The organism is Sorangium sp. So ce128, from assembly GCF_051525245.1.
Taxonomy (GTDB): domain Bacteria; phylum Myxococcota_A; class Polyangia; order Polyangiales; family Polyangiaceae; genus Sorangium; species Sorangium cellulosum_B.
The window spans coordinates 8,580,535-8,601,262 of the sequence record NZ_CP150313.1 but is presented as its reverse complement, the minus strand read 5'-3'; the positions used below and the strand labels follow the sequence as shown (position 1 = coordinate 8,601,262).

The following is a 20,728-nucleotide window of genomic DNA, read 5'->3' as shown; positions in this document are numbered from 1 at the left end:
CGGGCCCGGCCGCCGCGGCGGCGCGCCGTAGCGCTGGGCGCTGGCGGGCGTCAGAAGCGGCCGTGGATCGCCAGCCCGCCGCCGGTCGTGCCGACGGCAGGCGCGACCACGATCCGCGCCGCCGCGGGCTCCGTGTCGCCGAGCGACGTCACGAACAGCGCGACGCCGGCCGCGAGCCCAACCCCGCCGACGATGAAGCCGGCGGTGGACAGCTTCGCGGCGCTCTTGGCGTCCTCGACCAGCGCCACGCCGCGGGCGTCGCAGAGCGTCTCGGTCCGGCAGTGATCGTCCTGGGCCCGGTTCCACCGCGAGCTGGCGAGCAGCCCGAAGATCGAGCCGGTCACGACGCCGGCGACGCCGACGCCGCCTGCCACGAAGGAGAGGGTGCGGCGGGTGCCCGCGCCGCTGTCTCCGTCGCCGCCCGCGGCCGGCTGGAGCGGCGCAGCGAGTGGCCCGGGCTGCGCGCCGGGCGGCTGGGTCGCCGCGGTCGCCGCGGGGTCGTCCTCGAGCGGCGGGACCTCCACGGTGACGACCTGGCCGGGGCCGGCGGTCTGCGCCTCGACCGAGAACGGCTTCTTGCCGGGCGCGGTCGCCTCGACGCGGTGCTTGCCCGGATCGACGGGGAGCGGCGCGCCCCACGCGCCGACGTCGAGGACCGCGCCGTTGCGCCTCACGACGAGTCCGTCCGCCGGCGTGGTCACCGTGATCGCGAGGCGCTCGAGCTTCTTCTCCAGATCGGCCGCGCGGCGGGTCGCCTTCGCCTCGCGGTCCGCCTGGCCGGCCCGGCTCGCCATGTCCGCCGCCTCGCGGAACGCCGCCCAGGCGCTCGCGGTGCGGCCGAGCCGCTCGAGGCAGTCCGCCAGGTTCCACTGGGTGCCGTAGCCCGGGTCGAGCCGCTGGCTCGCCGCGAACTTGGGGCACGCCTCGGCGAGCTTGCCCTGCGCGACGAGATCGCGCCCCTCGCGGAAGAGCGCCTCGGCCGCGGCCGCCTGATCCGCGGACGGCTCCGCGCGGGCGACCCCCGCGGAGAGCGACAGGAGCGCGGCGACACACCACGCGACGCGGCTATTTCCTCGATGTCTCGTCATCGTCATTCCTCGGGGGCCTTTGGGGCGGCGGCCTGGCCGCAGACGGCCTCGGCGCGGGCGGGCGAGCGACGGCGCTCGCCGGCGCCGACGCGGCGGCGCGCGCGGTCGTCGCAGCGGAGGGCAGCGCCGCGGGCGTCGACGAGGCCGCGGCCGGCGGATCCACGGGCGTATCGGCGCGCGGCGGCTCGGCGCTGGCGGACGGCGTCGGCCTGGCCTCGACGCCGGCGGACGGAGGCGGCGGCTCGGTCTCGGCGCGCGCAGGCGGGGCCGGCTCGGCCGAGGGCGCGGGCGCGGCCGGCGGCGCGCTGCGCACCGCGAGGTAGACGCCCGCCCCGCCCGCGAGCGCAGCGGCCAGCACGCCGCCGGCGATCAGGGCGACGGGCGGGCGCGACGCCGGACGCTCGGGGCGGTTCGACAGCCGCACGCTCGTGGCGGGCGCCGTGGCCGACAGCGCATACGGTCCGGATTGCCCGCCTGACGAGCGCCCCGCGGCCTCGAATGGCGCGGCCGACGCGCGCGGCGGGGTCAGCGCAGCGCGGAACGGCGCGCTCGAGGCGTGCGGGGGGGCCGAGATGGCGCCGAACGACGCGCGCGACGCGCGCGACGCGCGCGTGGCGGCGTCGAGCGGCACGAGCATCGCCTCGACGATCGCCTCGCCGCCCGGCAGGAACGCGCGCAGCGCCGCCGCGAGCTCGCCGGCGCTCGCGGTGCGGCCCGCCGGATCGATCACCAGCGCCCGGTGCACCACGTGGGCGACCTCCGGCGGCACCCAGGGCGCGATCTCCTGGATCCAGCGCACCGGGGTCGTGCAGATGGCCAGGACGAGCTCTCCGAGGCCGGTCAGGTGCTCGTTGGGCCGATGGCCCGAGAGGGCGTGGTACAGGCTGATGCCGAGCGACCAGACGTCCGAGCGCGCGTCGATGGCGCCGTTGCCGCGCGCCTGCTCGGGCGACATGTAGAGGGGAGAGCCGAGGAGCGCGCCGCTCTTCGTCATCCCCCCGTTGCCGAGGCTGTTGTCCGTCACCTTGGCGACGCCGAAGTCGAGCACCTTGATCACGCGCTGGCCGCCCTGCTTCCTGGCGAGGAACAGGTTGGCCGGCTTGATGTCGCGGTGGACGATGCCGGCCTCGTGCGCGCGCTCGAGCCCCAGGCACGCCTGCAGCCCGATGCGGAGCGCGAGATCGACAGGGAGCGGGCCGAGCCGCTCGATGAGGGCCTGCACGTCCTCGCCCTCGAGGAACTCCATCGCGATGTACGGCGCGCCGGTCTCGCGGTCGCGCCCGGTGTCGAACACCTGCGCGATGTGCTCCGACTCGACCGCGCCGACCGCGCGCGCCTCGCGCTGGAAGCGGCGGACGAGCTCGTCGTCCGCGGCCTGCCCGAGGATGACCTTCACCGCGACGCGGCGGCCGGTGCCCGCGTGCCGGGCCTCGTAGACGGCGCCCATCCCGCCCTGGCCGAGCAGCCGGAGCATCGTGTAGCGGTCGTCGAGGGTTCGACCGATCATGGCGCGAGGCCCGGGCCATGGGCGCGCGGCGTCGACCGCGGCCGCGCGCGCGAGACGTCCGTCCGGTCGAGGACCGACCGGCGGTCCGGCTGCCTGGGGGCGCCGGCGGCGGGCGCGTCGGCGATGCGGGAGGCGGCTGGAAGGGGAGGCCTCTTCACGGCCGCAGGCTAGAGCACCTCCAGCCCCGCGTCATCCCTCGCCGCAAACCTTGCACCAGGGCAACCTCACGAGCGTGTGGTGCGATGTCTCGAGCGTCGCGAGGTCCTGGATCAGGAACCTGCCCCCGAGCCTGGAGGGCGTGTACGCCGAGAGCACCTTGAGGGCCTCCATCGCCACGAGGTGGCCGAGCAGCTGACCCATCGTGCCGGCGTGCGGCGCGGGATCGGCCAGCGAGCGCGCCGCGGGCGAGGGGCTCAGCGCCTCGGTCGTCGCGCAGATCCGGCACGCCGTCTTCCCCGGGAAGACGAGGGGGCCCAGGACGGCCGTCGTCCCCGCGAGGTGCGAGAAGAGCGAGGCGATCCCTGCGCGATGGCCGAACCGCGCGACGCGCTCCAGGAGCTCCGCGTCGTCGCCGCGCACCGCCGCGACGAGGAGGTGAGGGCGCCCCTCCGGCGAGAGGAGGTCGTCGCCCTCCAGCGCTGCGGAGGAGCTCTCGTCCACCCGGCAGAGCGGCGCGTGGTCGCGGATCAGCGCGGCCACGGCGCCGCGGCGGGGCGCGCCGAGCGCCGCCTCCCCCCGCGCGCGGACCACCGCGACGTCGCGCGGGCCGACGGCGCCGCCGTCGATCAGGCGGAGCGCGGAGACGCCCGCCCCCGCGAGCGCCAGGGCGGCCGAGGCCCCCCAGGGCTCGAGGCCCACCACGAGCACGCGCGCGTTCGCGATCCGCTGCGCCGCCTGCTCCGGGGCCGACGACCACTTGCGGAGGAACTCGCGCTGCCCGCGGAGCCGCTCGCCGTCGGCGGACGGCGCCTCTGCGGGCACCGGCTCGACCAGCCCGCGCGCCTCGAGCAGGTCGAGGAACGCCGTCACGCTCTGCCGCGAGTAGTCCGCGAGGGCCTCGACGAGCGCCTCCCGGTCGCGCGACCCGTCGAGCAGCGGCACCATCCGCTCGACGAACGCGCTCACGTCCAGGCCGGTGAGCTGGAAGGTGCCGAGATCGGAGCGGAGGATGACGCCCACGTCGGTGGGCGTGATGCTGGCCGAGCGACTGAGTCGAATGCTGGGCATGGTGCTCTCCGACGCTTCTGGTTCAGGCACGCTAAGGGCCGTTCCGGCCCTCGGCCGGCGCGGGCTGACCGATGCAGACGATGTACAGGGTGTCTTCCTCCGCCGGCAGCGCCAGGAAGGTCTTGAGCTCCTCGTCGTAAAATCCGCCGATCGCCACCGGGCCGAGGCCCATGGCCGTCGCGACGAGATAGAGGTTCTGGCCCAGGTGCCCGGCGTCCAGCCACAAGAAGCGATATCCGCGCTGGCCGTATTTCCACATCGTGCGGAACGGCACCGCCGTGATGATGACCACGACATTGGTGTTCAGGATCATGTCCTGACCCGCCGTGAGATCCACGAGCGTGGCGTGCGCGAGGCCTTCCCGGCGGAGCTCGAGCTCGTGCGCACGGGGGTCGTAGTGGTACAGGCCGTCCGGGACCCCGTCGACGGCCTGCGTCGCGACATAGATCTCGAGCGGATACCGGCCGCCGGCCGAGGGCGCCGGGCGATCGCAGGTCCACGCCCCTTCGACGTTTCGCGTGCCACGGACGCCGTAGCTCGCGTGGAGGAGCCGCCCGAGCGCCTCGATGGACATCGGCCTGAGGGCGAACTCGCGATGCGACCGCCGCTGCTCCATCACCGCGCCGAGCGGGGCGTCGATCGCGAAATCGTGCCCGGGCAGCGGCGTGCGCGCCGAGCCGACGTAGGTGCGGAAGTTGAGCGGCTGGAGATCCCCGTCGAACGGCGGCTCCAGCGGTCGCGACCTCACGTGGGAGGACTGGAGATGATAGAGCCGCGCAATGTCCGCCTCTTTGCTCCTTGCCATGGTGTCCTCTCTCAGGCCATCGGGTGAGGGTCAGGGTTGATGCCGTGGGGGGTCATCGAACGGAGACGCGGATTACCGAGCTGAGCGAGCTGGTGGCCGAAGTGGATCTGCTGGAAAGCGGGCCCGAGGGCCCGGGCGACACGGAACGGGGTCACCGCGAGGTCGGGCGACGTCACGTCCACGATCGCGATGCGCAGCCCCGCGGCCTGCACGCGCCGGGTGAGCTCGGACAGCGAAACCTCCTCGGGCTCCTCGAGCTCGGCGGCGGTCACCGTGCTCCCCCCGCGGAGGAAGGCGAAGGCCGCGGCGCGGCTCGGGGGGAGGTAGTAGACCGCGTGATCCTCGAGCGTGAGCACGTCCTCCGGCCGCTCGGGGATGGCGACGTGTTCGCCCGTCATCAGGCGGAAGGCGTAATTGCCTATCTGGCCCTGCTCGAGGATGGCTTTCCGGATCGCGGTGAGGGGGTTCAGGTGGGCGGAGATCGAGACCACCGCGCCGGGCCACCGCTTGCCGTCGCCGTAACCGACGCACATCACCACGGGGACCGAGACGCCCGCGTCGAGCAGGTACAGCTCGATCCGGGCGCCGCGCTCCTCGAGCTGCCTCGCTATCTCGTGCAGCTCGGGGTCGAGCGAGTCGTCGGGCAAGATCCGCCGCCCGGGCCGGCGAGCGAGCCACGAGATCATGAACGCGTCGCGCTCGATGAGCTCGAGCGCGGCCCCCATCGACGCGCCCTCGAGCGTCGCGCCCGCGGCGAGCCCGTTCGAGGTCACCTGGCAGAAGTGGGCGTGGTGTCCTGCGCAGTAGCCGTAGTAGGTCGGGAGCGCCGGAACGTACACGGGCGCGCCGGTGTCCATCCAGCGCCCGAGGGCCCAGTCGATGGGCGCGGCCGGATCGACCCGCGCGTAGGGGAATCCGGGCTTTGCATACTGCTCCTCGCTATAGAGACAGAGCTGCTCCGGCGCGATGAAGTCGCCCTTCATGCCGGCGACCGAGGAGCGAAGGAGCTGCTTTCGGTCGACGAGCTCGGCAGAGTAGCGCTCGACCGCCTCGCCGGTCGCTCCGATCAGGGCCTCGACGGCTGTGACGCCCTTTCCGATGCCGGCCTGCGGCTCGCGCGAGCGGCGGGCGTGCGGCGAGCCGTCGCTGTACTCGCCGAGGAACGCCGTGGCCGTGACGCACGCCTCAGGGGCGAGCGCCGGGCTCGCCGCGTCCAGCGTGAGGCGGTGGACGATGCCCGCCCGCGCGTCGACGACGCCGGCGAGCATCCGCCGGAGCGCCGCGGGGTCGGGTGCGTCGCGTAGGTGTGCGCTCGCGCCCCGACGTGCGCTTCCGGTGCGGAGGGCTTCGGCGGCGCCGCCGCAGACCGCGCACCAGGGCATCTGCAGGACGGCGTGGAGCGACGCCTCCGGGTCAACAAGGCCCTGGACCATGAACCGTCCCGCGAGCCGCGACGCGGCTCGGTTCACCAGCAGATCGACGGCCGCAAGCGCAACGGCGTGGCCCAGGAACGCCGGCATCGGGGCGAGGTAGGTGCGCCCGCGGCGCTCCGGGCGCGCGGCGAGGAGCGACGCGTGGAGCGCGTGATCCGCCTCTGGCTGATTGCTGAGAGCGAGCCTCCGCAGGCGGCAGCAGTCCCAGCATGCGGTCTCGCCCGGCACGACGGCCGGTCCGATCACCGCCTCGAGCCCCTCGAGGTGCGCGCTGAGCGACAGGACGGACGCCGCGTGAGCGAAGCGGGCGACGCCCTGAAGGACGAGGAGATCATCGCCGGAGACGCAGGCGAGGATCAGGTCCCAGCCGGTGTCCTCCTGGACGATCGGGCGCTCCGCGGCGGCGAGCAGCGTCCCGGGCGTGACCGCGCAGCCGGGGGCGAGCCGCGACAGCGCCGTGGAGAGCGAGCGCGCTCGATCCTTTCCGAGATCCGCCTCGGCGAAGGGGCCGAGATCGTCGGCCGTGACCTCCCTGTCGTCGAGGACGTGGAGCGCGCCGACGCCCAGACACGCGAGCTCGGTGGCCGCGATGACGCCCCACGGTTCGAGCCCGACCATGAGGACGCGCGATCGCGCGAGCTTCTCGCGCGCCTCGGCCGGCGCTGGCGGGGCGGTCCCCTCGAGCGAGGGAGCGGTGGTCGCTGAGCTGGGCAGTTGAGTGGCCACGCGAGATCTCCAGGAAAGCGCAGCGCGGCGGCGCTTCGACGAGCGGCCGTCCTGCACCTTCGGTAAAGAGGTCCAATCCTGGTGCTCGGGGAGCTGTGCCCCGACAAGCGAAGGAGAGAAGAAACTCGCGATCTCACCAGACCGCGCGCCGTCGCGCGATCGTGGTGAGCCGGGGGAGACGGGAAGGTGCTTTTTCGATCTCTCGCGCTCCTCGTCTCCCTCCAGGGCTCTATCGCTCGGCCTCGCCGGCCTCAGGGCTAGCTACAGTGGCCGCAACGACAACCGCCGCAACCGCCGCAGCCGCCGCAACGACAACCGCCGCAACGACAACCGCCGCAACGACAACCGCCGCAACCGCCGCAACCGCCGCAGCCGCCGCAGCCGCCGCAACGGCAGTTATAACTGGCCGGAGCCGCTGTTGCCATGTTGTCCAGTCTGGTCGACAAATCGTCGATGGCGTTGCGCAGCTCCTTCACAGTCACGTCCAGATCTTTCGGAGAATTGTTTTCGATCTTCGAATCACTCATCGCAGAGCCTCCCACAAGTAGGTGAGGCACGCAAAGGGTCTTCGTCAATACGGTGGCTCGTCGCCGCGCGACGGAAGCTCGGTTAAACTCCCTATCATTCCAGGGCGCCCCGATCCGTGGACAGTACGAGAGATGCCGCCGCCAAAGGAGGGCGTTCACGGGCTCTTTTCTATCGCTCGCCCCACACCGGCGGCTCTTCCGGGTGGCCCGGATCGCCGCCGGAGCAGCAGAGAAGGCCGGAACAACATCGAGCGTTCCTCCCTGCGCTCCCTCCGTGTGCCCGGGCGGCTGGACTTCCGGGATAGGCCCTTCTGTCAAGCTCGCCTGCGATCTGGAGCCGTCCTCCGCTCGGGCGGGAGATGCCCAAGGGCCGTCGGGGACAAAGCGCCTCCCTCGAGCCGCCCGCCTCGATACGAACAATCCTGGATAAGGCGGCACGCTGCATGCGCGCGTGCACCGCGCCGTGCGCGCCGCTTCATTCGATTGCTTTTGTGCGCTGTGTCCGGTACGCGGTCTGCCGCTTCTCGGGTGCTCCTGGCGCCCATCGATAACGGAGTGTCATGCGTCGTACTTCGCTCGGACTGGCGATGGGTCGTCTCGCTTTGTATATCGTCGCTGCGTCAACGTGGCTCGTAGGCTGCGGCGTCGCGGAGAGCCCCTCGACGCCCAGCGCGACGGAGGTGGGGTGTGCTGGCTGCACCGTGCTGAAGGGAGGCATGGTGTTCGACGGCACGCGCGCGGCCAGGGCAACGGTGGTGATCGAGGGCGACAGGGTGAAGCAGGTCGTCTTCGGCGACGCCGAGCCCCACGTCGAGGCCGGGGGCGGCGAGGTCGTGGACGTCGCTGGCAAGACGGTCCTCCCCGGGCTCATCGATCTCCACGTCCACTCGCTCAGCGTCGCCGGGCCCTATGCTTATTATGACGGCGACCTCCACCTCGAGGACCACATGAAGGCGATGCTCCGGGCGGGCGTGACCTCGTACCTCGACCTCGGCTCATCCCAGCACGTCATCTTCGAGCAGCGATCGCGCATCGACGCCGGCGACCTCCTCGCGCCGCAGCTCTTCGCCGCCGGGCCCCTGCTCACGCCGACCGGAGGGCACCCCTGCTATCAAGGCAGCCCGCCCGGCGACTACTGCGTCTTCATCGACTCGCCCGCCGACGTCGACAAGGCCTTCGAGGCGCTCCTCCCGAGGGCACCCGATTTCATCAAGATCGTGCTCGAGGGGGGCGGATCGCTGCCGCTGCCGCGCCTGACGCGCCCGTCCGTGGCGGCGATCCAGGAGGCCGCCGCGGCCGCGGGTGTCCGGGTGATCGCCCACGCGACGGCGGCGTCGGACATCGAGGCCGCGCTCGACGGCGGCGTGACGCTCTTCGCGCACGTCCCGGACGAGGACCGAATCTCACCAGAGCTCGCGCGGAGGATGGCCGCTGCCGGGGCCGTCGTCGTCCCCACGCTCGCGGTGGCGGACGGCCTGTACCGCACGGCCCACGGAGCGCTGACCGAGCTCGACGACCCCGCCCTCGTCGATGACGTGCCGGTCGGCGTGATCGCGGCCCTGCGTGATCCCTCGTTGCTCGCGGAGCTCAGGACGGCGCATTTCCTGGAGCTCGTGAAGCGGCGGCGCGACCATGCGATCGCGAACCTCGTCACCTGCTACCAGGCCGGGGTCACGATCGCCGCCGGCACCGACGCCGGCAACCCGGGCGTCTTTCACGGGCTGAGCCTGCGCCGCGAGGTCGCGCTCCTCGTCGAGGTCGGGATGCCGCCCCTCGAGGCGCTCGCCGCCGCCACGCGCCGCGCCGCGGACGTGCTCGGGCGGCCCGATCTCGGGCGCCTCGAGCGAGGGGCGCTCGCGGACGTGCTCGTGGTCGACGGCGATCCGCTCGCCGACGTCCGCGCGCTCGAGCGCGTGTCGCGCGTCTACAAGTCGGGCGTCCTCCTCGATCGCGAGGCGCTCGCGTTGCCGCGCAAGACGAGCCTCGCGCGGGAGCCCAGGACGGGCGCCGGCCCCGGCGAGACGTGCCTCGCCGCGTCGGAGTGCGCGCCCGCGCAGTCGTGCAACCCGGCCCAGGTCTGCGCCGCGACCTGCAGGGCCGCCTCGGACTGCGCGCCGGGGAGCGCGTGTTTCCTCGATGGCGGCTCGTTCACAGGGGGGGCCTGCATCGACGGCGACGGCTGCGATCTCTTCGCGCAGGACTGCGACAACGGCGCTGCCTGCGTGTTCTGGGGCAACGGCTCGACGTCGTGCTGGAACGCGGGCGCGGGCTCGGACGGGCGGCCGTGCGACGCGTCGTTCGCGTGCGCGCCCGGCAGCATCTGCGACCCCTCGAACACCTGCAGAGCGCTCTGCGATCCGCGCGGTGAGCGCGCCGCGCCGTGCCCGCGCGGCGAGCGGTGCGTGGATCACACCGCGCTCGCAGGGCTCCCCGTGGGAACCTGCGAGCCGGCCGGGCGCCGCTGAGCGCGCGACGACGCCGGGCGCGCGATGACGCCGCGCGCGCTCAGCGCGACGCGAGCAGCCAGGCGATCACGCTCCCGATCATGAAGAACACGATGCCCGCGCCGGCGATCACGGCCCGCGAGGTCCGCCGCTCGATGAAGCTGGCCGCGGCCCGGAGGCTGGACGGGGCGGCGAGGGCGATGCCGCTGTCCGGCGCGCTCATCTTCTGGACGGCGGCGTCGAGCGCCACGAGCACGGCGCGCGCGTGGGGGAAGCGGTCGTCCGGGTCCTTGGCGAGCAGGCGCATCACGACCGCCTCCAGCGCGGGGGGGACGACGACGCCGGGGGAGCGCTCGGCGATCGGCGGCGGCACGGCCGACCGGTGCTGCGCGAACAGCGCCGACGGCTCGACCGCCGTGAAGGGGTGCTTGCCCGCGAGCATCTCGTAGAGGATGACCCCGAGCGCGTAGAGATCGGCCCGCCGGTCGACAGAGCGCATGCCGAGCGCCGCCTCGGGCGCCATGTACGCCACCGTGCCGAGCAGCACGCCGGCGTTCGTCAGCGAGCGGCGCGAGCCGTCGTCGGTGATGGAGAACTGCTCGATCGGCACCTTGGCGAGGCCGAAGTCGATGAGCAGGACGCGCTCCTCCGGCCCGTCGAGGACCATGACGTTGAGCGGCTTCACGTCCCTGTGCACGATCCCGAAGTCGTGCGCCGCGTTGAGCGCGCTCGCGAGCTGGCGCGCGATGTTCGCCGCGCGCAGCGGGGGGACGGGGCCCTGGTCGATGAGCTTCCGCAGCGTGATGCCGCGGATGAACTCCATCACCATGAACCACGCGCCGTCGTCGAGCTGGTTGATCTCGTAGACCGCCGCGACGTTCGGGTGGAAGATGTGGCGACCGGCGAGCGCCTCGCGCTCGAAGCGCTCGATGAGCTCCGGCAGCTCCTCGGCGTCCGGGTGGAGCACCTTGACGGCCACGTCCTCGCCGGTCGCGAGCTTCTTCGCCCTGAAGACGGCGGCGATGCCGCCCATCGCGACGAGCTCCTCGAGGCGATAGCGGTGGACGAGCGTGCGCCCGACGAACGTCATCGCGCGCTCTCGCGCCGCGGAGCTCGCCTGGCCTCCCGCGATGAACACGGACCCGCTCATGCGTTCGCGCCTCCAGGCCGAGCCTCGCGCGCGGCGTCGAGGAGGCCGCAGCTCAGGGCACGCACAGCCGCGCCGCGCGCTCCCCCGTGACCGCGCGCCACGCGGCGGAACAGCGGATCCACCCTGGATGACATCGTACGTTCACACACGCGGCGTCCGGAGGGTAGCGCCCCTGCGCGCCCTGCGCCATCTTCCCGGTTGGGCGCGAGGGCGAGGCGCTCGCGAGGGAGCGGGCGGGCGGCGCCGAGGATGGAGCTCACGAAGCGCGCGTGAGCCGAGCCTCCCGAGCGGCCTTCGAGAGATCGCACCCACCGCCGCGGCCGCGCGCGCTCTCTCGAGATTCCACCGCTCCGCCGTGATCGTGAGTCGCCAGGCTGCGCCGTCTCCTGCGCTGATGGCGCTGCCTCATCGTGTCTCCGGCCGGGGCGTGCGGAGACCCCTCATCGCCTGTGCCTCACGGCCGCGCGACGGGGAGCGCCGGCCGCACGAGGTGCAGAGTCGCGCCCGCGGCCCCGACGTGGCGAGAGCCCGTTGCGCGCTGGGCGGCGCTCGCCCGTCGCCGGCGGAGCGCGACCACTTGTCGGTAGATCCAGCGACATTGCCGGAGCTCCAGCCGCGTGCGCCTGCGCGGGGCGGCCGAACCAGCGCGTCCGCACGCCCGCGCGCGCCGGGGCCGAGCCTGCTGTCCTGCCACGAGCGCCCTCGCTCGCCGCATCGGCGTCATCCTCCTCCGGATCCGCACGAGGCGTGCCCGGTCGTGCGCGGACGAATTAGGTTTGAAAACACATCAAGTTCACAGATGCGTTTCTTCGACAGGCTCGTGTAGCCTGTATGGGTGGAGGTTTCCATGCACAGCACAATGCGTCGCACCGTTCTCCTCGGGCTCGTTTCCGGACTCGCCGTAGCAGCTTGCTCCACGTCTGAGGCGTCGAATCTCTTTGCTACCGGCGGGTCCGGTCCCGGGACCACGGCTTCCGCCGGAGGAGGCGAGGGCGGCGCGCCGGGCACGGGGGGCGCGGCGGGCGTCGGCGGCCAGGGCACCGGGGGCGAGCCGGGCGTGGGCGGAGCGACCGCGGGGAGCGGGGGGAGCGGGGGCGTGGGGCCCATCATCGACGAGCCGCCGGTCTGCGGGGACGTTTACGTCGATTGCGACGCGGATGCCGAGAACAGCTGTGAGGTCAACGTGACGAACGACGCCCTCCATTGCGGCACTTGCCCCGTCGACTGCGATGGCACCTGCCGGGACGGCACGTGCGTCCGCACCTCGATCCACATCTCGGGCCAGCAGGATCCGCTGTACCTCGCTGTTGCCAACGGCGTCGTGTTCTGGACCAACGGGGAGCAGGGCGTGGTCAGGCAGTGGACGCAAGGCGAAGCTGTCGCGATCAACATCGCCACCGCGCAGGTCCAGCCGGCCGATATCAAGGCCGACGCCACCCACGTCTTCTGGGCCAACCAGGGCGTGGCGGGCGAGAGCGACGGTCAGGTGATGAGGGCGCGGGTCGGCGGCCAGGAGGCGCCGGTGGCGATCGCCGCAGGGCAGCCCGATCCGTTCGGCGTGGCGATCGACGAGGAGTTCGTCTACTGGACGAACCGCGAGGACGGCGGCTCCGTGGTCCGCGCGCGGAAGGACTCGGACGGCAACGGGCCGTTCACCATCATCTCGGACGGGGGCGGGACGACCCACGCCCTCGCGGTCGACGAGACGCACGTCTACTGGACCGTGCGCGACGAGCGCGGCATGGTGATGTCCGCGCCCAAGGACTCCACGGGCGAAGGCCCGTTCACCACGCTGGCGGCCGATCAAGGCCAGGTGCGCGAGATCGCCGTCGACGCGACGCACGTCTACTGGACGACCAGCAGGACCGGCAACGTGATGCGGGTGGCCAAGACCGGCGGAGAGCCGACGGTGATCGCGAGCGGCCGGGAGAACCCGAGGGGCATCGCCGCCGACGCGACGGGCGTTTACTGGACGGACCCCACCTCACCGAACGTCATGAGGATGCTGCCGAACGGCATCATCGGGGCCGTGGCGGCCGGCGAGCCGTCGCCCTACGGCATCGCCCTCGACGCGACCCGCGTCTACTGGACCAACGGACTCGGAACGAACGGCACCATCGTGAGCGCCCCGAAGTAGCGGTCTCGGGCGGCCAGCGCGCGCGGGATCGAGCACCCGAGGTCCGCGAGGATCCGAGGTCTCCGCGCGTCCTCCAGCGCCGCAGCGCCGCGCGCTCCGGGCGGTGGTCGATCGGAGCTCGCGGCGCCGCCTCGGCGACGATGTCGCGCGTGGAGGTCGGGGCTCCGCGTGCTACAAGCTCGCCCTGTGCTGCTCGAGACGTTCTCCGTCGGTCCGCTGGGGTGCAACTGCTCGATCCTCGTCGACCCTGTGAGCAAGGGCGCCGTGGTCATCGACCCCGGGGGCGATTTCGACAAGATCCGCGCGCGCGTCGAGCAGGCCGGGGCGAAGGTCGCGGCCATCGTGCACACGCACACCCATATCGATCACGTGGGCGCCACGGCGCCACTCCAGCGCTGGTCCGGCGCCGCGGCCCGCATTCACGAGGCCGACCGCTTCCTCTACGACATGCTCCCCGTCCAGGCGGCGATGCTGGGCATTGCGCTGCCGGAGCGGTGCGAGGTCGACGGCGACCTGAACGACGGCGCGGTCGTGAAGGCGGGCGGGCTCGATCTGCACGTGCTCCACACGCCGGGGCACACGCCGGGCAGCGTCTCGTTCCTGGTGCTCGCGGAGACGGGCGCCGTCGCGTTCACGGGCGACACCCTGTTCCGGCGCAGCATCGGCCGGACCGATCTGTGGGGTGGCGACTCGCAGGCGATCGTCTCATCCATCCGGGGCAAGCTGCTCACGCTCGATCCGTCGACCCGGGTCGTCACCGGACACGGCCCCTCCACGACGATCGGCGAGGAGCGCGACAGAAATCCCTTTTTGCGGTCGTGACGCGCCGCCCGCCTGCTCGCGCGCTCGCGCGCTCGCTTGCGCGCCCGCAAATCCACGTCGCCGCGGTGCTTTCTCGCGAGAAAGTGCTTGCATCCCGCCAGGATTCTTTCGAAAAATGCCGCGCGACGATGACGCGCGTCGGCCCACTCGAGCCGGGTCGACCGCTGTCCGCCGCAGAAGTCGAGCACGATGAGCACCGAAAGCGCGCCTGCCACGAAGGTCGATCTCGAGATCCTAGCCACGCCGCATCCCCTCGGCGACGCGGAGCGCGCGCAGCGCATGCAGAACCCTGGCTTCGGGCGCGTGTTCACGGAGCACATGGTCGTGATCCCGTACGCGGCGGACAGGGGCTGGCTCCGGGGGCAGATCCGGCCGTACGCGCCGATCACGCTCGATCCTGCGGCGATGGTGCTGCATTACGGTCAGGCGATCTTCGAGGGCTTCAAGGCCTATCGGCAGCCGGACGGGCGCATCAAGACGTTCCGGCCGGAGGCGAACGCGCGCCGCTTCAATAGCTCTGCCCGCCGATTGGCGATGCCGGAGATGCCGGTTGATCTGTTCGTCGGCGCGGTCGACGCCCTGATCCGCCAGGATCGCGCATGGGTCCCCTCGCCCGTGGGCGAGAGCCTGTATATCCGACCGTTGATGTTCGCCACCGAGGTGGCGCTCGGGGTGAGGGCGTCCCGCGACTACGATTTCCTGGTGATCGCGTCGCCTGCGGCCGCGTATTTCCCTCAGGGCGTCAAGCCGGTGACGGTCTGGATCTCGGAGGATTTCGTCCGGGCGGCGCCGGGCGGCACGGGCGCAGCCAAGTTTGCGGGCAACTACGCCGCGAGCCTGCTCGCGCAGATGAACGCCGCGGCCGAGGGCTGCGCGCAGGTGGTCTGGCTCGATGCCGTCCAGCGCAGCGTCGTCGAGGAGATGGGGGGAATGAACATCTTCTTCGTCTACGAGGAGCGGGGGCGCCCCGTGATCGTGACCCCCGAGCTGACAGGCACCCTCCTGCCGGGCATCACCCGCGACAGCATCATCCAGCTGGCCCGGGATTTCGGCTATGCCGCGGAGGAGCGCAGGGTCACCTTCGACGAGTGGCGCGCGGCGGTGCGCGAGGGCCGCATGACCGAGGCGTTCGCGTGCGGGACGGCCGCGGTCATCACGCCCATCGGCGCCGTGAAGTCCCGCGAGGGGACCTTCTCCATCCACGACAACGAGACGGGCCCCGTGGCGGCACGCTTCCGCGAGGCGCTGCTCGACATCCAGCACGGCCTCGCGCCCGATCGCCACGGCTGGATGCACGACGTGGTCTGACCAGCTGACCGGGCGCGTCCCGCTCTACTGCGCCGCCTGTGGGCGCTTGGACTTCGCCGTCAGCCCATATTCGTGCAGGCGGTACTGGATGGTGCGTATGCTGATGTCCAGGAGCTCGGCCGCGCGCGTCGTCGAGCCGTTCGTCGCCTCGAGCGTCGACAGGATGGCATAGCGCTCTATCTCCGCCATGGTGGCGCCCGGGATCCGCAGGGCCCCCTTGGCGACCGGCGCCGCGTCGATGGGGAGGTGCTCCGCGTCGATGCGCGCGTCGTCGCACAGGACGACCGCCCGCTCGATCGCGTTCTCGAGCTCCCGCACGTTCCCCGGCCACCGGTGCGCGATGAGCTTCGCCCGGGCCTCGTCGGTGAACCCCTCGATCTTGCGGTGGTTCTCCGCCGCGAACCGGCGCAGGAAGTGATTCGCCAGGAGCAGCACGTCGGTGTCGCGGATGCGCAGCGGCGGCATGTCGATGTGGACGACGTTGAGCCGGTAATAGAGGTCCTCCCGGAAGTGGCCCTCCTGCACCGCCGCCGCGAGATCGCGGTTCGTGGCCGCGACGAGCCGCACGTCGATGGTCACGGCGTCGTTCCCGCCGACGCGCTCGAACGTCCTCTCCTGGAGGACGCGGAGCAGCTTCACCTGCGTCGAGGGGGCGATCTCGCCGACCTCGTCGAGGAAGAGCGTCCCGCCGTGCGCCTGCTCGAACCGCCCGATGCGCCGCTTGTCGGCGCCGGTGAACGCGCCGCGCTCGTGGCCGAACAGCTCGCTCTCGAGCAGGGACTCCGCGAGCGCCGCGCAGTGCAGGGTCACGAAGGGCCCTTTGGCGCGCGAGCCCTTCGCGTGGATCGCGCGCGCGAGCTCGCCCTTGCCCGTGCCGCTCTCGCCGGTGATGAGCACCGTCGCCCGCGCGCCGGCCACCTGCCGGGCCATCCGGTAGACCTTCTGCATCGCCGGGCTCGTCCCGATGAGCCCCTCCACGCCCTCGCCCTGGCGCTCTCGCAGCTGCCGGCGGAGGTTCTCCGCCTCGACCCGGAGCGCGCTCCGCTCGAGGGCGCGCTCCAGCGTGAGGAGGAGCGCGTCGAAGTCGACCGGCTTCGTCAGGTAATCCTCGGCCCCCGCCCGCATCGCCAGCACCGCCGAGGTCACGTCCCCGAACGCGGTGACGACGATCACCGGCAGCGCCGGATCCTGCTCGCGCAGCTTCCCGAGCAGCGCCACCCCATCCATCCTCGGCATCTTCAGATCCGTGATGACGACGTCCGGCGGCCGCTCCGCCGCGACCTCGACCGCCTCGACGCCGTCCGCCGCCGCGTCGACGGTATAACCCTCCTGGCGCAACAGCTTCTCCAGCCCCGAGCGCGCGCTCGCCTCGTCGTCCACGACGAGCACCCTCGAGCTCTGCCTCTTCTCAGCGTTCATATCGTTCCTTCCGAACATACCGTGTCCGCGAGGCGCTGCGACACCCGTTCGGCGGCCGCGCGGCGGCGCGGCCGCGCGCGGCTCGAGGATGCCGGTCGGAGGGCCGCGCCGGGGCAGCCGACGGGCGCCGCAGCCGTTGCACGCGGGCGCAAGCCGTTCGCCGGGCCTGGCGCGCCCCCTGTTCAGGCCGGGGGAGGGAAGGGGGAGCTCGGCCGCGTGGCGCGCGAGGCGTCGGAGAGCGCCGCGTCCGCGGTGGCGCGGAGCTCATCGCTCAGGGCGATGTAGTCGATCGGCTTCGTGTGCACAACCGCCGCGGGCTCCAGCCCTCGCCCGAGGCGCGCCACGAGGTCGGGATACCCGGTGAAGAAGAACAGCGGGAGATCCGGCCGGAGCGATCTCGCGTAGCGCGCGACCGCGATTCCATCGGCGTGGGGCATCCGGAAATCGGTCACCAGGATGTCCGGGATCGGACGGCGGGCCAGCCGCGCGATGGCGAGCGCGCCGTTCGTGGCCAGCTCCACCCGGAAGCCGTCCTCTTCGAGCAGGCGCTCGAGGAGGCGAGCGCTCTGCACGTCGTCGTCCACGAGCAGGATCAGCGGTTGTTCGGTGCTGCGCGGTTCCACGCCCGGATCTCTACCAAGTTGCGTGCCAGCCCTGGAGCCGCAGTCGCGCGCGGCCAGGAGAGCGGCGGAGGTCAGCCGGAGCGGCGCAGCGGGAGCGTCACGCGGAAGAGCGTCTTCCCCGGGCGGCTCTGGAACTCGATGGTCCCCTCGTGATCGGTGACGATGCGGTGAGCGATCGCCAGCCCGAGCCCGGTGCCGTTCGGCTTCGTCGAGAAGAACGGATCGAAGATCGGCGCGTCCGGGCTCGCGATCCCGGGGCCGTCGTCCTCTACCTCGACGACGGCGTGGCGCGGCTGCCGCCGCGCGCGGAGGGTGACCGTGCCGCCTCCGGCCGCGTCCACCGCCTCGATCGCGTTGCGGAGCAGGTTCAGCAGGACCTGCTCGATCTTCGCGGGATCGAGGTCGAGCACGATGTCGGTCGAGGGCAAGTCGACCTTCACCGCGGCCTGCGCGCCGGCGCCGTCCGACGACGCCGCGACGCGCGCCGCCCGCTCGCAGAGCGGGACGACGGGCGTCGGCCGGAGGTACAGCGGCTGCGGCCGGGCGAAGTCCAGGAACTCGCTGACGAGCGCCGAGAGGCGGCGGATCTCGTCGCGGACGACCTGGATCGCCTCCAGCGTGTCCGGGTCCTTCAGGCCAGCGCGCGCGAGCCCCCGCTCGAGGAAGGTCACGTGGAGCTGCGCGCCGTTCAGCGGGTTCCTGATCTCGTGCGCGAGGCCCGCCGCGAGGGTCCCCACCGCGGCGAGCTTCTCGCTCTGGCGCACGCGCGCGGCGAGCGCGTTCTCGTCGGTCGTGTCCTGCCCGATCGCGAACAGCACCACCTCGTCGTCGGCCGCGGAAGGGGCGTACGCGAGCTGCCAGCGCAGATCGCGGATCTTGCCGGCGCGCGTGCGCACGATGCTCTCCAGCAGATCGACGCTGGGGCGGCGGCCCGCGGCGACGTCCTCCACGAGCGCGCCGTGATCCGCGCGGATCTCCTCGGGGAGGAGCGCCTCGACGAACGGCACCCCGAGCACGTCCTCGCGCGCGAGCCCCGTGATCCGCTCCGCTTCCCGGTTGAAGAGCCGCACGATCGCCTGCGCGTCGAGGCCCACGACGAGGACGCGGGCCAGCTCGACCGCGCTCTTGTACCGGTGCTCCGTGCGCGCGAGCGTGCGGCCGACCTCCTCGCGGTCCAGGCGCTCGGTGCGCTGCGCGCGCGCGAGGAAGTCGTCGCGGTACGTCTCGAGCATGATGGCGAGCTCGAGATCGAGCACCTTGCTCACCGCCGCCCTGACCGGGATCACCTCCGCGCCGAGCGCGCCCTGGGCGATCTCGTGGAACGCGAGCCGGATGAGCGTCATCGCCGTGAACATGTACCGCTGGGGGAGGCCCACCCGGACGTGGATCCGCCCGATCTTCGCGCTCTCGTCGAAGTACGCGCCGTCGTAGGGCCCCGTGCAGATGCGCGTCATCCAGCGGACGAGCGATCGCTTGAGCCGCTCCACCTGCTCCTCGCCGGTGAAGACGTCGTGCGCGCCCTCGTGCTCGCGGATGCGATCGTAGAACTCGTCGGCGATGCGGGGGAAGTGCGGCTCCGCGTGTGCGCGGAGCACGGCGAGCCAGCGCTCGTCCTGCTCGCTAAAGCGGACGTACCGCTTGATCTCGTCGAAGAGCGTCTCCTGCGCGGGCACGGTCACCGTGTCTATCACGGCCCCGCCCCCGCCGAGGCGGACCAGGATCTCGCGCGCTCGAGCAGCGCCGCGAGCGCCGCCTCGTCCTCTCCGCCGCGCGCGACGAGCTCCGGCGCGAGCGGCGCCTCGTAGTCGGCGCCCGCGCCCGGGAGCGCGCCGATCTCCCCGGCGCCGGCCGCGTGGTAGAGGCCCTTCGGGTCGCGCTCCCTGCAGATCGCCGGCGCGACGTCCACGTAGACCTCGATGAGCCGCGGCGCGAGCGCGCGGGCGCGCTCCCGGTAGGCGCGGCGGTGCGCCGTCGCCGCCACGATCACGATCGGCCCCTGGCGCGCGAGCAGCGCCGCGAGGCGCGCGAGCGTCTCGTAGAAATCGTCGCGAGCGCGCGGGTCGTAGCCGGGCCGCGGGACCAGCGCGTCGCGCACCTCGTCCCCGTCGAGGAGGCAGCTCGCCCGCCCCTCGCCGAGCAGCGCCCGGTGCGCCCGCGCGGCCAGCGTGGATTTGCCCGACGACGGGAGCCCCGTGATCCAGACGACCCCGCCGCTCACGCGAAGAGCCCCTCGGCGTCGTCCGGATCGAAGCGCGGGGCGTCGAGGGCGCGCTCCACGAAGGAGAGCAGCGCGTCCCTCGCCCGCGCCGTGACAGCGGGGTACCACCCGGGGTTGGCCAGCACGAGCGCGCGCCACGCGAGGAACGGCGCCGCCACGTCGAGCAGCCCCGCGGCGCCGCTCCAGCCGAGGTAGACCTCCCAGAGCCGCCGCCACAGCGCGCGGAAGCCGCCCTCCCACGCACCAGGCGCGTCCAGCGCGAAGAAGACGTAATTGATGGCGAGGCAGGTGACGTCGTCCGCGGGATCGCCCTGGGATCCGCGGCTCGTGTCGAGCAGCGCGAGCCGCGACGCCTCGTCGAACACGATGTTGAACGGGTGGAAGTCCCCGTGCGTGCGCGCGAGCCGGCGGTCCATGCCGCGGAGCTTCCATCGCCACGCCACGCAGCGCCGCTCGATGGCCTGGAGCCGCTCGGGCGGCGCGCCGGGCACGTCGTCCGGATAGCCGTCGATGATGCCGAAGATGCCTTCGCCGTGGCCCACGAGATCGCGCACCGCGCGGCGGTAGTTGCCCGGCTGGGCGCCGGGCGCCGCGTGGAGCGCGATCAGGTACCTGGCGAGCGCCTCGCAGCGCGCCAGATCCTCGGGGCCCGCGCGGCGCTCGCTGGCGATCCGGCGCAGATCCGTCGCGTAGACCTGCCCTTCCGCGTACGTGGTGAGGAGATAGAACTCGCCGGCGTCGCGCAGCGACACGAGGCGATGGTCGTGGGTCAGCGCGCCGACGTCGACGACCTCGACGTGCGCCGGGATCGATCCTGCGGTGTCGAAGGCGAGCAGCGCCTCCGCCGCCCGATCCGATCGCCGGTCGTGTCCGAACGGGTCCGCCGTCGACGTGTGCAGGACCAGCCGCTGCTTCGAGCCATCCGGCCTCATCACCGTGATCCGGCGGGGGACGCCGTAGCCGGCGGACTTCTCGGTCCGATCGTGGTTCGAGCCGGCATCCGGCCCCAGCGTGGCGATCTCGACGACCTGCGCGCCCGGCACGACGGCCTCGACGAGCTGGCGTATCGGGCGCGAGAGATCGGTCTCGGACAGGGCTGCCTGCGCGCGCATGGTCTCCTCGAGGGGGCGGGGTGAGATCCCGACGGGGTCGTCGGATCCGCGAGAGCGGCAAGAAGCAGGCCGCCCCGCCGATGCGCCGGGCCCTACCGCGCGGGGGCCATGGCCGGCGCACCTCGTCGGCCGGGGCCGGCGGCGGTGGGCGCTGGCAGCGCCGGGCGTGCTCGCAGGACCTG

15 protein-coding genes are annotated in these 20,728 nt (G+C 72.7%); 4 read left to right on the top strand and 11 right to left on the bottom strand.

All coding sequences use genetic code 11. The features are described 5' to 3' along the window. Positions 1 to 50: 50 nt before the first annotated feature. From WME82_RS32630 to WME82_RS32610, 5 genes are all read right to left on the bottom strand, one after another. Entirely contained in the window at positions 51 to 1,088 is a 1,038-nt protein-coding gene (locus tag WME82_RS32630) for a hypothetical protein (RefSeq protein WP_438038487.1), read from the bottom strand. Then, complete coding sequence (locus tag WME82_RS32625) at positions 1,066 to 2,595, bottom strand: protein kinase domain-containing protein (RefSeq protein ID WP_438038486.1); 1,530 nt, start codon at positions 2,593 to 2,595, stop codon at positions 1,066 to 1,068. The genes WME82_RS32630 and WME82_RS32625 overlap by 23 nt, the downstream gene beginning before the upstream one ends. A gap of 189 nt (positions 2,596 to 2,784) precedes the next feature. Next, positions 2,785 to 3,822 (bottom strand): TOMM precursor leader peptide-binding protein, encoded by a 1,038-nt coding sequence (locus WME82_RS32620; RefSeq protein ID WP_438038485.1) that lies wholly within the window; start codon positions 3,820 to 3,822, stop codon positions 2,785 to 2,787. 31 nt (positions 3,823 to 3,853) lie between these two features. Beyond that, complete coding sequence (locus WME82_RS32615; protein ID WP_438038484.1) at positions 3,854 to 4,627, bottom strand: SagB/ThcOx family dehydrogenase; 774 nt, start codon at positions 4,625 to 4,627, stop codon at positions 3,854 to 3,856. Positions 4,628 to 4,638: 11 nt separating this feature from the next. Further along, entirely contained in the window at positions 4,639 to 6,786 is a 2,148-nt protein-coding gene (locus WME82_RS32610) for a TOMM precursor leader peptide-binding protein (RefSeq protein WP_438038483.1), read from the bottom strand. 1,114 nt (positions 6,787 to 7,900) lie between these two features. On the opposite strand from WME82_RS32610, the gene WME82_RS32605 reads away from it, so the two are divergent. After that, positions 7,901 to 9,778, top strand: a complete 1,878-nt coding sequence (locus WME82_RS32605; RefSeq protein ID WP_438038482.1) for an amidohydrolase family protein — start codon at positions 7,901 to 7,903, stop codon at positions 9,776 to 9,778. A gap of 40 nt (positions 9,779 to 9,818) precedes the next feature. Here WME82_RS32605 and WME82_RS32600 read toward each other — a convergent pair whose 3' ends face one another. Continuing rightward, a complete protein-coding gene (locus WME82_RS32600; RefSeq protein WP_438038481.1) occupies positions 9,819 to 10,907 on the bottom strand; it encodes a serine/threonine-protein kinase in 1,089 nt (362 codons plus the stop codon). A gap of 1,096 nt (positions 10,908 to 12,003) precedes the next feature. Here WME82_RS32600 and WME82_RS32595 point away from each other — a divergent pair. The 3 genes from WME82_RS32595 to WME82_RS32585 all read left to right on the top strand — a co-directional run bounded on the left by WME82_RS32595 (position 12,004) and on the right by WME82_RS32585 (position 15,174). Beyond that, on the top strand, positions 12,004 to 13,044 hold the full coding sequence (locus WME82_RS32595; protein ID WP_438038480.1) for a hypothetical protein: 1,041 nt from the start codon (positions 12,004 to 12,006) through the stop codon (positions 13,042 to 13,044). A 168-nt stretch (positions 13,045 to 13,212) separates the two neighbouring features. After that, on the top strand, positions 13,213 to 13,866 hold the full coding sequence (locus tag WME82_RS32590) for an MBL fold metallo-hydrolase (protein ID WP_437903369.1): 654 nt from the start codon (positions 13,213 to 13,215) through the stop codon (positions 13,864 to 13,866). Between the two features lie 189 nt (positions 13,867 to 14,055). Then, positions 14,056 to 15,174 (top strand): branched-chain amino acid aminotransferase, encoded by a 1,119-nt coding sequence (locus tag WME82_RS32585; protein ID WP_437740386.1) that lies wholly within the window; start codon positions 14,056 to 14,058, stop codon positions 15,172 to 15,174. A 24-nt stretch (positions 15,175 to 15,198) separates the two neighbouring features. On the opposite strand, the gene WME82_RS32580 is transcribed toward WME82_RS32585, so the two are convergent. The 5 genes from WME82_RS32580 to WME82_RS32560 form a co-directional block, all read right to left on the bottom strand. Then, positions 15,199 to 16,593 (bottom strand): sigma-54-dependent transcriptional regulator, encoded by a 1,395-nt coding sequence (locus WME82_RS32580; RefSeq protein WP_438038479.1) that lies wholly within the window; start codon positions 16,591 to 16,593, stop codon positions 15,199 to 15,201. A 182-nt stretch (positions 16,594 to 16,775) separates the two neighbouring features. Then, complete coding sequence (locus WME82_RS32575; protein WP_437851369.1) at positions 16,776 to 17,216, bottom strand: response regulator; 441 nt, start codon at positions 17,214 to 17,216, stop codon at positions 16,776 to 16,778. Positions 17,217 to 17,287: 71 nt separating this feature from the next. Further along, positions 17,288 to 18,895 (bottom strand): protoglobin domain-containing protein, encoded by a 1,608-nt coding sequence (locus tag WME82_RS32570; RefSeq protein WP_438038478.1) that lies wholly within the window; start codon positions 18,893 to 18,895, stop codon positions 17,288 to 17,290. An 8-nt stretch (positions 18,896 to 18,903) separates the two neighbouring features. Further along, positions 18,904 to 19,434 carry an adenylyl-sulfate kinase gene (locus tag WME82_RS32565; protein ID WP_438038477.1) on the bottom strand — a complete coding sequence of 177 codons (531 nt, stop codon included), beginning with the start codon at positions 19,432 to 19,434 and terminating at the stop codon, positions 18,904 to 18,906. Beyond that, positions 19,431 to 20,546, bottom strand: coding sequence for an aminoglycoside phosphotransferase family protein (locus tag WME82_RS32560; RefSeq protein WP_438038476.1), 1,116 nt, complete (start codon positions 20,544 to 20,546; stop codon positions 19,431 to 19,433). Before WME82_RS32560 ends, WME82_RS32565 begins: the two co-directional genes overlap by 4 nt. Positions 20,547 to 20,728: the final 182 nt, after the last annotated feature.